At 38.8% G+C, this 15,582-nt stretch carries 14 protein-coding genes; 1 reads left to right on the forward strand and 13 read right to left on the reverse strand.

The genetic code is table 11. The features are described 5' to 3' along the window. Position 1: 1 nt before the first annotated feature. From pcrA to C231_RS0105250, 8 genes are all read right to left on the reverse strand, one after another. Positions 2-2,233 (reverse strand): DNA helicase PcrA, encoded by a 2,232-nt coding sequence (gene pcrA / locus C231_RS0105215; RefSeq protein ID WP_018659578.1) that lies wholly within the window; start codon positions 2,231-2,233, stop codon positions 2-4. Positions 2,234-2,355: 122 nt separating this feature from the next. Continuing rightward, positions 2,356-3,432: an ATP-grasp domain-containing protein gene (locus tag C231_RS0105220; protein ID WP_018659579.1), complete on the reverse strand. Its 1,077-nt coding sequence runs from the start codon at positions 3,430-3,432 to the stop codon at positions 2,356-2,358. Between the two features lie 24 nt (positions 3,433-3,456). After that, complete coding sequence (locus C231_RS0105225) at positions 3,457-4,176, reverse strand: hypothetical protein (RefSeq protein WP_018659580.1); 720 nt, start codon at positions 4,174-4,176, stop codon at positions 3,457-3,459. Positions 4,177-4,188: 12 nt separating this feature from the next. Beyond that, on the reverse strand, positions 4,189-4,779 hold the full coding sequence (locus tag C231_RS07895) for a glycoside hydrolase family 73 protein (RefSeq protein ID WP_018659581.1): 591 nt from the start codon (positions 4,777-4,779) through the stop codon (positions 4,189-4,191). Positions 4,780-4,805: 26 nt separating this feature from the next. Beyond that, positions 4,806-5,486: a M15 family metallopeptidase gene (locus C231_RS0105235; RefSeq protein ID WP_018659582.1), complete on the reverse strand. Its 681-nt coding sequence runs from the start codon at positions 5,484-5,486 to the stop codon at positions 4,806-4,808. A 268-nt stretch (positions 5,487-5,754) separates the two neighbouring features. After that, complete coding sequence (locus tag C231_RS0105240; RefSeq protein ID WP_018659583.1) at positions 5,755-7,854, reverse strand: LTA synthase family protein; 2,100 nt, start codon at positions 7,852-7,854, stop codon at positions 5,755-5,757. A 210-nt stretch (positions 7,855-8,064) separates the two neighbouring features. Further along, positions 8,065-8,406, reverse strand: coding sequence for a single-stranded DNA-binding protein (locus C231_RS0105245; RefSeq protein WP_018659584.1), 342 nt, complete (start codon positions 8,404-8,406; stop codon positions 8,065-8,067). Positions 8,407-8,479: 73 nt separating this feature from the next. Continuing rightward, complete coding sequence (locus C231_RS0105250) at positions 8,480-10,069, reverse strand: ABC transporter ATP-binding protein (protein WP_018659585.1); 1,590 nt, start codon at positions 10,067-10,069, stop codon at positions 8,480-8,482. A 103-nt stretch (positions 10,070-10,172) separates the two neighbouring features. Here C231_RS0105250 and C231_RS0105255 point away from each other — a divergent pair, with 103 nt between their 5' ends. Beyond that, positions 10,173-11,063 carry a helix-turn-helix domain-containing protein gene (locus tag C231_RS0105255; RefSeq protein WP_018659586.1) on the forward strand — a complete coding sequence of 297 codons (891 nt, stop codon included), beginning with the start codon at positions 10,173-10,175 and terminating at the stop codon, positions 11,061-11,063. A gap of 22 nt (positions 11,064-11,085) precedes the next feature. Here the strand turns inward: C231_RS0105255 and C231_RS0105260 are convergent, their stop codons facing one another. The 5 genes from C231_RS0105260 to C231_RS0105280 all read right to left on the reverse strand — a co-directional run bounded on the left by C231_RS0105260 (position 11,086) and on the right by C231_RS0105280 (position 15,580). Beyond that, on the reverse strand, positions 11,086-11,280 hold the full coding sequence (locus C231_RS0105260; protein WP_018659587.1) for a DNA-directed RNA polymerase subunit beta: 195 nt from the start codon (positions 11,278-11,280) through the stop codon (positions 11,086-11,088). A 23-nt stretch (positions 11,281-11,303) separates the two neighbouring features. Beyond that, complete coding sequence (mreB, locus tag C231_RS0105265) at positions 11,304-12,287, reverse strand: rod shape-determining protein (RefSeq protein ID WP_018659588.1); 984 nt, start codon at positions 12,285-12,287, stop codon at positions 11,304-11,306. 83 nt (positions 12,288-12,370) lie between these two features. After that, a complete protein-coding gene (gene murA / locus C231_RS0105270; RefSeq protein WP_018659589.1) occupies positions 12,371-13,669 on the reverse strand; it encodes a UDP-N-acetylglucosamine 1-carboxyvinyltransferase in 1,299 nt (432 codons plus the stop codon). Positions 13,670-13,855: 186 nt separating this feature from the next. After that, positions 13,856-14,491 (reverse strand): uracil phosphoribosyltransferase, encoded by a 636-nt coding sequence (gene upp, locus C231_RS0105275; RefSeq protein WP_018659590.1) that lies wholly within the window; start codon positions 14,489-14,491, stop codon positions 13,856-13,858. 87 nt (positions 14,492-14,578) lie between these two features. Next, positions 14,579-15,580, reverse strand: a complete 1,002-nt coding sequence (locus tag C231_RS0105280) for an L-threonylcarbamoyladenylate synthase (protein ID WP_018659591.1) — start codon at positions 15,578-15,580, stop codon at positions 14,579-14,581. Positions 15,581-15,582: the final 2 nt, after the last annotated feature.

The raw sequence follows: 15,582 nt of genomic DNA on the forward strand, positions 1-15,582 counted from the left end.
TTTACATTTTCTCAATTGGGGCAAATGATGCCAGTAATTTCTTCAAGCCGACCGTTTCAAAAACAATATCGAGCTGCATATCATCACCCTCACCACTAATTTGAACGATTGTTCCTTCACCCCATTTTGCATGGCGTACTTTTGTACCAGCATTCCATACCATATCAGAGGCTGTCTTAACTTGTGGCCGTACAATATGGGAAGCTCCTCTTTTAGGCGAGGTCGCAGAAATAGGGGGAACAAAATCGAGGCCCTCACTTCGTAAAGAATATGGACTACGATTGTTTTCAACTTCTTCTATAAGATGATGATCAATCTCTTCAATAAAACGAGAAGCAGAAGGATATGTAGGGCGGCCATACAATGTCCGATAATTTGTATGCGTTAAAAATAACTGCTTCTCAGCACGCGTAATTCCAACATAAGCGAGTCGCCGCTCTTCTTCTATTTCTTCAGGTGTATCGTCCCGTCTAGGGTTAGGGAAGATCCCTTCTTCCATTCCAACAATAAAAACATAAGGGAACTCCAAACCTTTAGCAGCATGAATAGTCATCAGTGTCACTTCGCCTTTTTTAGGTTCGATTTGATCGGCAGGTGCTAAAAGGGACAATTCAGTCAAAAAGGATAATAAGACATCCGCTTCAGGAATAGCCTTAATCTGTTCATCAAATGCTTTTGTTGCAGAATAGAATTCTTCAATATTTTCAATGCGTGCATCAGCTTCTAATGTTTGTTGCGCCTTTAAATCGTCAAGGTAACCTGTCTTATCTAAAATAGTCTCAGTCAATTCTGTCACAGACACATAGGCACTCATTTTCTTAAAATCGCTAATCATCTTAGCAAAGTCCATGACCTTGTTAGCAGCACGAGCACTCAATCCAATATCAGATGCATCCAATGCCACTTCATATAAAGAAATATTACGTGCTTGAGCCGCTTGCGCCAATTTCTCAACAGATGCCACTCCAATTCCTCTTTTGGGAACATTGACTACACGTTGAAAACTTAAATTGTCTGTGGGATTCACTACGAGCGTTAAGTATGCCATAATGTCACGTATCTCTTTTCGCTCATAAAAACCAGTCCCACCCACAATATGATAAGGTATCTGATGTGCCATGAGTACTTCTTCCATTACACGTGACATGGCATTTGTACGATATAAAATAGCAAAATCTCCATATGTTTTGGATAAGTCTTTGGTACGTATTTCTTCGATTTTTTCTACGACAAATCGCGCTTCTTCACGTTCATCCTGTGCAGCATATAATTTAATTTTGTCGCCAGACTCATTTTCTGTCCATAATTTTTTGAATCGTCGCTGCGGGTTATGATGGATCACTGAGTTTGCAGCATCTAAAATCGTTTGCGTTGAGCGATAATTTTGTTCTAAATAGATCACTTTCGCATCAGGGTAATCTTTTTCAAATTCTAATATATTCGTAATGTCCGCACCACGCCAACCATAGATACTTTGATCGGAATCTCCCACGACACATAGATTGCGAAAACGCTGTGCCAATAAGTGAACAAGCTCATATTGTGCATGATTTGTATCTTGATATTCATCGACATGAATATATTGAAAACGGCGCTGATAATATGCTAGAGTATCGGGATGCTGACGAAACAAACGAACGGTCTGCATAATTAAATCATCAAAATCCAAAGACTGTGCCAAACGTAATTCTCTCTGATAGGCTTCATACACTTCCGCAACCCGCTGTTCAATGACCGTTTTGGCTTTAGCTTTATAGTCGCGTTCATTTATGAGTTCATTTTTTGCCTGACTAATCAGACTGAGCATCAGATGTGGATTATACATTTTTTCTGATAAATTCAGTCGTTTTAATATTTGTTTGATTAATGTTTTTTGGACGGAAGTATCCGCAATCGTAAAGTTACGCTGATAGCCGATTGCTTCAATATCACGTCTTAAAATGCGCACACATAATGCATGAAAAGTAGACACAAGTACCTCATCATATCCTTTGCCAATTAAAGCATTCACGCGTTCTTTCATTTCACTTGCTGCTTTATTCGTAAAAGTTATCGCAAGAATATTCCAAGGATTCACCATTTTTTCTTGAAGTAAGTATGCAATGCGGTGGGTCAACACGCGCGTTTTTCCACTTCCTGCTCCTGCCATAATAAGCAGTGGTCCTTCTGTATGTTGAACGGCTTCAACTTGTTCTTTATTCAATTGGGCTAAAATATTGCGGCGATCATTCACAACGTCAAATCCTTTCCTATAACCCATTAATTATAGCTAAAAATCGTTACTTTTTCTACCTTCGCTCATCTACAATCCCACAAAAAAACCTAATATGATTTATATCATATCAGGTTAATTTATTATAGCGATTCATGAAAGAATGTACTGCTCATTTGTGAGAGCATATCTGTTATATGTTCGGTCACGACAGATACTTCCGCTACTTTCTCATCTGCTTCCGCTTGTAGCCAGTCATCATGATAAAATTGTATATTCATCTGCGGATGATTTGAAACAAGTTCAAGCGCTTTCGCGACTTGTTTTTTGTAAATAGGTAAAATCACGACACTTTGTTGCTGTCTTTCGGAAGCGCTCAGCCGCTGATTATCTGTAAAGATGCTAACTTGTTCTAAAAGAGGGAGCGACTGTCCATACATATTTTTAGGATAATGATTAAGCTCCGGACGACATTTCACATGATGAACATAAATGACACCCGTTGAAGTCATCAATAAACGCAAAGTAAATAACCCCGCTCCGCGAAGTTCATTTACAAATTGTCGGCCAACTTCTTCACAAGCTTCTAGCCACTCTGCTTCAATTCGCGGTACTGTAATATATAATGCCGCCTTAGTATCAATGCGAACCACTTCAAATAGCGATACAATATGGAGATGACCCGAAATTGAACGACTAATAGTGAGCGCAATCTCTGTATCGAGCGGAATCCATGCCTCTAAAATTGCAGGCCCTGGTGGCAATTGTGCAAAAGCATCCGCAATTTCTGATGCCTCATAAATCAAATGTAAATCATCAGATCCTTGATTTGATCTCAATGCACAGGGAAATCCGATTGATTTCACATTTTCATAGACGTCCTCTTCCGATAGAATCGTTGCATAAGGCTGTGTATTAATATTTGCTTCATCGAGAAAATTCTTAAATAATAGGCGATCTTGCGCCATAACAAATGGCAATGTGTCTTGAATTAATTGATCTGCTACACAATCTAAATCTTCTGGATCTTCTGGAAAGTCGGCACATATTAGACGATCGACTTGCTTGGCAAAATCAATGAGTTTTTTCGAAGATGTATCTTTTGGCGATAGTTGCTTCACACGATAACCTGCTGCTTTAAAGGCACCACTTAATTCTTCCGTATAAAAATCTACTCCAATTAAACCGACTGTCTGTCCTGGATTTAATTTATTATTCAATAAAATCTCTCCTATTCCATCCCATTATGCTTGTTCATTTTCGGCAGCTTTTTGCGCTTCTTTTTCGCGATACCCTTTCATACGAGAATGGAAAAGTTCACTCGTTGTAGGTGGTGTATAAGTGATAGCATTAGCACCTGCTTCAATCGTTGCATTAATACTTTCATCACTGGCACCGCCAGTTGCAATAATTGGTAGATCTGGATATTTTTCGCGCAATTGACGCACAATAAGTGCTGTATCTTTACCCCCTGAGATATTGACAATATCAACACCCGCTTCAAGCAGTGGGTCAATATCGGTATATTTAGATACAACCGTCATAATAATTGGTATATCTACAATTTCTTCAATTTGGCGGATCGTTTCAATAGGTGTCGGCGCATTGACAATCACTGCCATGCTCCCAACTGATTCTGCCATAAGTGCCATATATGCAGAACGCTCTCCTTGGGTTGTGCCACCGCCAACACCTGAAATAATAGGTAAAGAAGATGCCATCATCAATGCTTCAATAACCGCTGGACTCGGAGTGAATGGATACACCGCCAAAACTGCATCCGCATTATTATTCGTAATGATCGCCACATCTGTTGTAAAAATAAGCGATTTTATACGTTTTCCATTGACATTAATACCACTCGCATTACGTATCGACTGCGGAAGATGGATTGAATCTCGGCGCAAGTTGGTCATCACTTGCGGTACTTTTTTTCTAAGTCTTGGAGTTTTCTCTTGGTGCATTACATTCACTTCCTATCTGTTATTTGTGTCATTATCATATGCATTTAATTCATAAAGTTCAATAATATTGATTAATTTTTCACTATAATCTGGATCTGTAGCATAGCCTGCTGCTTCAATAGCATTCGCCGCATCTTTGTAATTATCTGCTTCTAAAACGTCATGATATTGTTGTGGATTCCAAGTGGTACCATCATGAAGAAGTTGCGCATAATCGCGCATCGAATCATATAGACTCTCATATGAACGAAAATGTTGCATCTTTTCGGTCCAATCTTCTTCATATTCTGAAGTCTGATAGACTGGATCTTCAGCGCTCCCTTTTACGCCAAAATAATTCTTGTCTTGGACAGCTAATGCACTCTGACCCCAATCCGATTCCAAAATAGCTTGTGCCATAACAACACTCGGCAATACGCCATATTCGGCGGACAATCTTTGGGCGTATGGTGCAATTTCTGAAATGAATTCATCTTCTTTTGAAGTCGGGGCGTCATAATCTAAAAATGGTCTAGCAAGTATCAATTGTCCGACAGTCCATATTAAAACTGTCACAAACATTAGTCGGACTGTTTTTTGCCATTGTAGCTTTTTACGTTTCAAGACGTCCCTCCTTTTTTAAGCATCTGTTATTCCTTTTCGGCCAGAAGTTCTAAATATTTTTCAAGCGTTAATTGATGAGCTGCGATATATTTAGCATTCTCAACACCTACATAACGGAAATGCCATGATTCATATCCTGTTCCTGTCTCATTTTCTTTTCCTTTTAAATAGCGCAAAATAAAACCATATTCTGGTGCATGTTCAACTAACCAATGTTGTGAGTCTTGCGTATCATATTCTGGAATATAAGGATCGTCATGCGATTTAAACCATTCCTCATCAACAATATCTAGTGCCAAGCCAGAATGATGCTCACTGTAACCTGGCTTAGCAATTTGTTTTTCTGTTTCTTTTTTAGCATCCGCTTCGCTCATGCCTTGTTCCATATAATGATTCATATGCCAATCATAATTAAATTGCTGGTGTTCTACCGACCGATATGCTGAGCCCAAATGTAAAGTATAGCCCGCTTTTTGTGCGGCCGCTTTCATCTCCAAATATGCATCAACAATTCGTGCATCCATCGGTTCGCCGTCCGCTTCTTGATATTGCGTATTCTTTTCATAATCATTGGGAAGCGGGTGAGTCGGATTAATTAAAATCAATTCCCAATCAGTCGTTTTAGCATCTGGTAAATCTGCAAGTTGTTCATGAAGTGTCTGTTCAGCATGAGGCGAATCGTCAGATTGCGATGGATCCTGTGCCATGTGACAGCCTGACAATAAGATTAGACTTGTGCTTATTAATATGAGACTTTTTTTCATTTTAAAACATCCGCTTTCTTTTTTGTCATTCATTTTACATGATACCACGCTTTAATTTTGCGAACAATTCCCATTTTAAAAATCGGTCGTCCGACTGAGAGGCACCTACATTCACTAGACACATACATCTCTACGATAAAGCGCACCTGACATTCAATTCTTCCAATAAAAAACCGCCTGCAATATAGCAGGCGGTATAGCATCGCTTATTTTATTGTGCTAATTCTGGTGCATCAGTTTCATAAAGTGTTGCAGCAGATTCGAGTCCCATCGCTTTACGCTGTTCGCGCAGACTCGTTTCCTTATGCGGATGCTCTTGTAAATATGGTAATTGATTCATGTATGAATATGGCAACATTTCAAGACTACCAAGAGCACGCGGTGTATAAAAGCGTAGCAAGTCTTTGGTCATCACATTATCTGACACATTCAAGACATGGAGCGCTTCTTCATGGAATGTTTTCAATGATTCTACTGTTTGCTCTGCAAGCTCATCATTGAGCCATGTTCCAGTTGCTGTATCATAGATATCTTCACCAATCAGCGTATACTCTGGCGTAACGACATGGCCATTTCTAAATACAGTATAATTTTGGTGCTCTGGACTCAATAAGTCTTCTCCTAAGAATAAATAAGAGTCCGTCTCAATGCCCAGCAAGTGCATCAAGGTTGGAAGATAATCTAATTGCCCTCCAAATGTATCAAAAATCCCACCATTTGTTATACCTGGAATATGGAACATCATCGGGACACGTTGCATTTGCACATTATGATAGTCTGTCCACTCCTCGACCCCTAATAGATCTGCAAGTTTTGGATTGCGCATATTAGAGATACCATAATGATCACCATAAATAATGAAAATCGAATGATCATATAACCCCGCAGCTTTCGTCCAGTTGATAAATTCTTCAACTGCTTGATCCATGTAATGCATCGTGACGAAATAGCGATTAATTGTCTCATCTTCCGTATCAGGCGCTTCAAAGCTTATATTTGCCTCATCTAAAGGATAAGGGAAATGATTGGATAGCGTTAAATATTTTGTATAAAAAGGCTGCGGCAACTGTTCAATATATTGTGCAGCATCATGGAAGAAGATCTTATCTTTTAAGCCATATTCTGCAGTACGCCCTTCACCTAGGTCAAAAAATTCAGCATCAAAGAAATAATCATAACCAAATTGTTGATAAGTGTCTGTACGATTCCAAAATGAACCGACATTTCCATGGAAAGCTGCCGTTGTATAGCCTGCTTCTGTCTTTAATAAATTCGGTGCTGCATGAAAAGTATTTGTTGAACCAAACATTTGCATGGCTGCACCTTCTGGCAATCCAAAGAGTGAATTTTCGGATAGAATCTCGGCATCACTTGATTTGCCTTGCTTAGTTTGGTGGAAATAGTTACTAAAACTAATCGTCTGCGGATCATGGTAAAGTGAATTGAAAAATGGTGTTACTTCTTGTGCATTACCCTCTGAATCTTCAATGGCCATATCCATCGCAAATTGTTGCGCACTTTCCAGCACAATAGTAAAGACGTTACGCCCTTTTGCAATACCAAAATATTCATCATTTATCGGCACTTGGCGCGTCGCTACATACTCAAAAATTTCATCCAGATCGTTCTCATCAGCACTTGCACGAATGCGGTTATTTTGAATTGTCTGGAATGCATCATAGCCTTGGTAGAAATTGATGCCAAGATATTTCACGATATAGTTGCGGTCAAATGTTCGAGTAAGCAGCTGTGGGCGATTCAACTCCGCCAGCCCTAAGTTCCCGAAAAACACAGCCAATCCCAACGCACTCATAGCAATCGCATAGCGCTTACCGCGTGGCGCCGTATCCAATGTAATCGGCGAATGCTTGCTATAAAGTAAAAATCCTAATCCAACAAAATCAAGCCAAAATAATATATCGATCGGATCGAGTAATGCAAAGAAAGAATCGGTTAATCCACTTGTAATATTATTTCCGGCTTTTACCGTTCCTGTAATCACTCGCAACGTTAAAAAATCAGAAAATTCGCGGTAATAAACAGCATTTGCATAAATTAAAAGACTTAATAAGAAATAAAGACCAAAAAGTACATGATAAGGTCTTTTCCCTTCAGAAAAATAAAGTCCAATCGCTAAAATCAATACCGTCATCGCCACTGGATTAATCAATAGAATCAGATGCTGGATAATGCCAGTAACGCCTAAATTAAATTCCAATGTATAAATCAATAATGTCTTGAGCCAAAATAATACAGTGGCTACGGCAAAGAATCCCAAACGATCTTCAAGCAAAGTTTTGAGTTTCTTCATAGTTAATTAATGCCTCCTTGGTACAAATCAAAGTCGCTATATCTTGAATCATTTAATGTCTTATGATGTTCTATTAAAAAAAGATACATTCAACTTTGTATGATAACAGAAAATATCACTATTATCAAAATTCTTCATATTTGCTCACATAAAGAAGGCACAAAAAACGTCTGCCCCAATGAATAGGGCAGACGCTATCAAGAAAAAGGGCTATGCATTCGTTTCATCCGCTTGGCGAATATTCGGTAAAAATGTCATTCTTTCTACAGTCAACTCGACAACATAATGCGTCTTGGCGGACTTATCGACATATGTACGTGATGTCATACGTCCGTCCAAACCAATCAAGTCCCCTTTTTTGCAATGCTCATGCAACAATTTACCCGCAGCATCCCATGCCACAAAAGGAATAAAGTCCGCATCTTCTTGTCCATTTTTTGAACGCAAAACTTTAGGGACAGCAATTGTATTATTGACAACAATTCTATCTTCCCCTACTTCTTTCAATTCAATATCGCGTACAATTCTTCCGATTACATTTGTTCGATTCATTCATTGTGCCTCCTTTAATATTCTAAGTACTATATTCCCTAAAATGAGGCCATTTAACTTAAGATATTAGATTTTAAGATAATTGAATGATGCGGTCAATATATGGTTTCACTTGGTCGCGCAGATGATGGGTTACCATCACAACTGTCCAATCTGGATGCATTAATAAATATTTCTCAATTGCTATAGCTGTCGCCTCATCTAAACTCGAGGTACTCTCATCAAGAAGCAAAATTGGGCAATCTGCCAAAAATCCGCGTGCAAGTGCCAAACGTTGCAATTGACCTCCTGAGAATTTGTCCCCACGTACCCCAACTGTTTCATCAAGTTGAGCAGGTAATGCTTCAATAATATCTTTCAATTGAACTTGTGCCAGCGCATCCCATAATCTTTCTTCTGGAATTTCTTGCCCAAGCGTTAAATTCTCACGAATTGATCCTTCAATAATTGCTGGGGTTTGTTCAACAAGTGTCACATAATCATATAATGAGTTGAGGGATATCTCATCAATATTTTGCTGATTCAATCTTGCTTTTCCACCACTTGCTTTTAGTTGCCCTGCAAGGACTTTTAATAGGCTGGATTTACCGCATCCGCTCGGCCCCATTAAGGCAATTTTTTCGCCTAGCTTAATTTGCTCAGCAAAATTCTTCAAAATCGTCTGCTCGCCATATGATAACTCCAGCTGATCGAAATCATAGCCAGATTGTAGGGCTTCAATTTTTCTTTTATTTTTTGAAGCAGGCGTTAATGAATGGATTTTTTCGATGATAGGCTCCACCCCTTGAATTGCCGCCAAATTCTGACTCATATTACCGACTGTATTAAATATACTGCTTGAAAATTGAATCGCTGGCAATAAGAAACCAGCAGAAATAAGGTGCTGATTGGATAAATATCCCGCCAATACAATAATAGCCATTTGCGATACCACATTCCCGACTGCACCAGCTAATGCTACGAGACTCATTGTTTGGCGATATTGAAGTGAGACATCTTTTATATTTTTCGCCGATTGATCTATTTTTTGTTCAAAAAAGTTCAATGCTCGATACGTTAAAAAAGTATTATAAAAAGTCAGTGTATCCGTCACTTTACTAATGAAGCGTTCCTGTTCTTGGGTTAAATGAACAGTAGCATCTTGAATGGTTCGCTTGAATAATTTTGGCAACTGCACCATGACGCCTAATGCCACAATCGAAACCCCTAAAAGTGACCAGTGCATGAAAAATAAAGAAATTGCTGAAAAAATAACACTTATCAAACCCTCTGCTAAATGATAGAAACTCTCAAAGCCTCGCGTGTCCAGTTCATTCATATCATTGCTCAGCCATGAAGCATAAGCTCCCGCATCTTTTTGATGAAATGTCTCAAAGCTCGTCTGCGTCATATCGTGTGCTACATTAGTACGCAATGTATAAAGCATTTTCTCACGTACACCATTAGCATAACGCACTTTAGCAATCACAAAAAATACATAAAGCATTAAAGATACAAATAATAAGACCATTTGGCGCATCATCAATGAAGCATCTGCTTGGATAATAGCATTCATAATTTCTCCAGTGATAAATGCTGTAGCTGTACTTGCAACAACTGCACCGGCAATCAAGCCCACAATGACAATATGTTCTTTCCAAAATTGTTTTATAATATTTTTCATTTGGTTACCTCCTTTATTTGTATTCTCAGTTTAAATGAAATAAAATGGAGACAATCAAAAATGGCGTATACGACATTTTATTAATAAAAAGGAGGCGCTGCAGATGAATGTCGGTCAGGCATTGAAAGAAATACGACGACGAGAAAATTTAACGCAAAAAGAGATGGCTGCCAATATTATTTCACCATCTTTTTATGCAAAAGTTGAAAAAGGATATCATCATATTTCTGCAGATGATCTCTTCGATATTTTGAAAGCACACCAATTATCGCTTGAAGATTTCATTGCATTGGTTCAAATGGATGAACAGGAAAATCTTATTATAACTTTTCAATATGCCTTAGCCAATGCACTGACCCATTCCAAAGTAGAAGAAATAAATCAACTGCTAAAAGATATTCAAGCGACCGATAATCTTTCATTAGATGCTAAGCAATTGTTACAAGCAATTGGTGAAAGGAACTTATATTGGATTACACATGATCTCCAACACTTTTCAGAAGATAGCCGTCAATTTATTTCGAACAAAATATTCTCCTATCCTGATTGGGACGCTAAAAAGCTCTCAATTTATGGTAACTTTATTGATATCTATGATGTTCAAACGAATTTAATGTTTTTGAAGCAAATTCTCAAAAAACCATTTGCCAACTTTACAAAAAAAGAGCAATTCATTGTCCTTGCAATATGTGTGAACTTCCTTGTGACAGAAATTGCTCGCGAAAAATATGAAGAGGCACTAGAAATTGTTGAACATGTTGCCTTATTCGAAACCACGCAAGATAATTTCTTTATCAAATATATTAATGAATTCTTACGGCAGATGATTTTGTATCTTTTAACAGAGGATGTGCAATATTTCGAGGCAATGCAAGAGATTTATCGCCAAAGTGAACGTCTGAACTATCCTTTAACATCTCTTTTAAAAAGAGTATCCCCCAATATTGATTATCTATTACAAAAATTACAAAATAAAAAAAGCAGCACCTCATAAGGTGCTGCTTTTTTATTATTTTTTAGTGTAAGGCAATATGAATTAACTCTCGCCACATTTGTGCATCGAAAATGTCCAGTGGATTAGGCGATCCTTTACCTAAAAAAGTATAACCTATCATAATGCCCACCAATAAAGCGGCACTAAAAAGGAAGATGACTGCTATTGTACGGACTAAAATAATACCGATATTTTTAAATACTCTTCCCCAGTCCATTTGGTCCCTTCTTTCTTAGCGAGTTATTTTATTTTTTCTAAATTATCTAACAAAATACCTGTACCGATTGCGACAGAATCTAGCGGGCGTTCTGCAATGAATACTGGCACTTTTAATTCTTCAACTAATAATTGATCAATGCCATGCATAAGCGCGCCACCACCTGTGATAATAATTCCGCGATCGATAATATCTGCTGAAAGTTCTGGCGGTGTTGTTTCAAGTACTTTTTTAGCGATTTTTACAATTTCAATAATAGATTCATGCGTTGCTTCAAGCACTTCTTTTGATGAGATCGAAACTGTTTTTGGCAAGCCACTCACCATATCACGTCCGCGGATTTCCATTGAATCGGCACGTGTTTTATCAAAGACTTCACCAATTTGTTTTTTGACTTCTTCTGATGTGCGGTCGCCGATGAGTAGGTTGTGTTTTTCTTTGACATATAATTTAATGTCAGCATCAAAAGTATCGCCCGCAACTTTAACAGACTGACTCGTTACGATACTTCCCATTGATAATACTGCAACATCTGTTGTCCCACCACCAATATCAATCACCATGCTACCGCTCGGTTGAAAAATATCCATTCCTGCACCTACTGCTGCAACCTTAGGCTCTTCTTCTAGATATACATTTTTCCCGCCAGCTTTTTCAGCAACTTCAATAATTGCTTTTTGTTCGATTGCCGTAATATTTGTCGGGCAGCAAATTAAAATATTCGGCTTGGATAAGAAACCTTTAACTTCTGCTTTGTCAATAAAATAAGTCAGCATCGCTTCTGTAATATCAAAATCAGCAATTACGCCACCTTTTAGTGGACGGATGGCTTGAATATCGCCAGGAGTACGTCCGACCATTTTATAGGCATCTTCTCCCACTGCAAGTACTTCATGCGTTCGCGTATTCACCGCAACAACAGAAGGCTCATTAATGACAATGCCACTATCTTTTACATGAACGAGCACATTAGCTGTCCCTAAGTCTATTCCAATATTTTTTGCCATTTTATTTCTCCTCAAATTCAGTCTTAATCAATCTTTTAATAGTAGTATACTAAATGCTTTGACACAAAATTACAAGCATTGCACTAAGCTTTCGTTAATTCTTTAATATTTTTTTGTTGATTGTCGGACACTCTTTTAATATCAGCACCTAATGCTTCTAGCTTATGATGAAAATCAAAATAACCACGGTCCAGATGCTCAAGTTTCGTCACGTGGGTGGAACCTTTAGCAATTAATCCTGCTAGAATAAGTGCCGCAGAGGCACGCAAATCAGTCGATGCAACGTGCGAACCTAATAAAGTATTTCCGCCATGAATTACTGCTATATTGCCATCAATTGTAAAGGTCGCATTCATTTTGCGCAATTGTTCCAAATGCATAAAGCGATTTTCAAAAACTGTTTCTTGCATCACACTGCGACCATCTGCCGCCAACTGTGCAATTGTCATCAAGGCTTGTAAATCAGTCGGAAAACCAGGATGCGGCATCGTCTTTACATCAGTCGGTTGTAATCTTTCTGGTCCTAGTACACGCAATCCTTCCTCCGACTCAATAAATAGTGTCCCCATTTCTTTTAATTTTGCTATGAGAGGTGCATTATGTTCAACGATACCATTTCTTATGATGATATCGCCTTGAGTAAGTGCACTTGCCACCATAAAAGTCCCTGCTTCAATGCGATCTGGGATAATACTATGCGTTCTGCCTTTAAGAGAGGTTACGCCATAAATTCTTATCTTTTCAGTCCCCGCACCGATTATTCTAGCACCCATACGGTTCAAATAGTTCGCCAAGTCAACAATCTCAGGCTCTTGTGCTGCATTGACAATTGTTGTCTTGCCATCAGCTAACGTGGCTGCCATCATAAGATTCTGCGTTGCACCAACACTTGGAAAATCCAAATAAATCTCCGCACCATGTAAATGAGGTACAATAGCTTCCAAATAAGCATTCTTTTGAATAATCTGCGCGCCCATTGCCTCAAAGCCTTTCAAGTGCAAGTCAATAGGACGTGTGCCAATTGCACATCCTCCAGGCATCGCCACTTTTGCACGTCCAGTACGCGCCAGAAGCGGGCCCATGACAACAACTGAAGCACGCATCTTACTCATAAATTCAAAAGGGGTCTCATGTTGGATAGGTTGCGTAGCATCAATAGTCATCATCTTTTTTTCTTCATTAAAGTCAACATGAATATTTAAATAACGTAAGACTTCTTCCATCAAATAAATATCAGACAATTGTGGTACATTATATAAATGTGTGATCTCTGATTCTCCTAGAATAGCGGCTGCCAATATCGGTAGTGCAGCGTTTTTCGCGCCTTCTACTTCGACTGTTCCTTGAAGCATTCGACCGCCTCTTACGATAATTTCCTCCATTTTTACCTCCAAACCGTTTTCGGGTCATTTTATTTCTTGAGAAAATTTTAAGTTGTTTTTTTGTCAGTACTATAAGTATAGCTAGAAGCCTTCATAAATTACAAGAACTATCTTTTATTGTCATATCAACTCAAAAAGAAAAGATGCACTCGTGCATCTTTTCTTTTTGGGATGATGTAATTGTTCTTAGAGCGTACCATATAAACGGTCGCCTGCATCGCCTAATCCTGGAAGGATATACGCATTGTCATTCAATTTCTCATCAAGTGCTGCGGTATATACTTGAATATCTGGATGTGCTTCAGTAAATGCTCGAACGCCTTCTGGTGCACTTACAAGGCAAATAAATTTAATATTTTCTTTTTTAGCACCACGTTTCACCAAAGCATCTACTGCTGCAATAGCACTTCCGCCCGTTGCAAGCATCGGATCCACCAGATAAATGTGGCGATCTTCTAAATTATTTGGCATTTTAACGAAATATTCAACAGGTTGCATTGTTTTCTCATCGCGGTACATTCCCACATGACCGACACGTGCTGCTGGAATTAAGTCTAAGATGCCATCAACCATTCCTAACCCCGCTCTTAAAATAGGGACGATGACAACCTTTTTACCTGACAATTGTTTTTGGACGGTCGTTGTCAATGGGGTTTTCACTTGGACATCTTCAAGTGGCAAATCGCGCGAAACTTCATAGGCGAGAAGTCTTGCAAGTTCATTAACCAACTGTCTGAAATCTTTTGTTCCAGTATTTTCATCGCGTAAAAGTGTCAATTTGTGTTTGATGAGTGGGTGTTCAATCACTTGAAAATTCTTCATTAGTATAGCGCCCCTTTTTTATTTTTTATTGCTTTTCATCTTTTTAATGATACCGAATTTTTGCTTGCTTTTCTACCCTAAAGGCTATTATTTTATTATTTTTCCACCGCTAGCTTTACTTAATCGGTTCATATATGCAACGCCAGCTCCTTTTGCAGGAAATACTTGCGCCAAAATCACATCAACTGCTGCCTGTTCAAGTGTCCGCAATCCTTTATAAAATGTAGCATTTGCTGATTCAATATCAGCTGCTTTACCTAATGATACACTTGCCATAAGTGTAGGTTCATTTTGATAGCGGCTGATAATCTCTTCTTTTGCTAGAAGACCGATCTTCTTATCCGAAAATTCACGCAATGCCTGGTCAAAATCTTCTACCATCCACACTGGTACATTGGGAGCATAATGTTGATATTTCATTCCTGGGGCTTTCGGCCCTTTTGTCATATTCTGATTTTCTTCAAAGCCACGAATTGGACCAATTACCGCTTCTATCGCTTCTTGTGTGATCCCTCCTGGGCGTAAAATAGTTGGGCGGTCACTTGTTATATCAATAACGGTCGATTCAACACCAACCTCTAAATCGTCCGCTTCAATGATTCCAGCAATTTTTCCTTGCAAATCATCATAGACATGTTGTGCCATTGTTGGGCTAGGACGTCCCGACAAATTAGCGCTCGGTGCTGCTAAACCCACGTGGCATGCACGTATAAAGGCAAGCGCCACTGGATGTGCTGGCATACGAATACCTACCGTGTCAAGTCCTGCCGTTACCGTTGGTGCTGCAATCCCACTTGATTGTAGAATTAATGTCAGTGGTCCTGGCCAAAAAGCATCCATCAACTGACGGGCTTGAGGGGGAATAGATTTGACAAATTTTTGTGCATCGCAAATGGTCGCAATATGAACGATCAATGGATTATCGCTCGGTCGCCCTTTCGCTTGATAGATTTTTTTTACTGCAGTGTCATTTGTTGCATCTGCCCCCAATCCAAATACTGTCTCCGTTGGGAAGGCAACTAATTCTCCTGCTTCAATCTGTTGTGCAGCTTCTTTTAAATCATTTTGAGTATATCGTTTCGTCTGCATCA

Source organism: Allofustis seminis DSM 15817, from assembly GCF_000374325.1.
Taxonomy (GTDB): domain Bacteria; phylum Bacillota; class Bacilli; order Lactobacillales; family Carnobacteriaceae_A; genus Allofustis; species Allofustis seminis.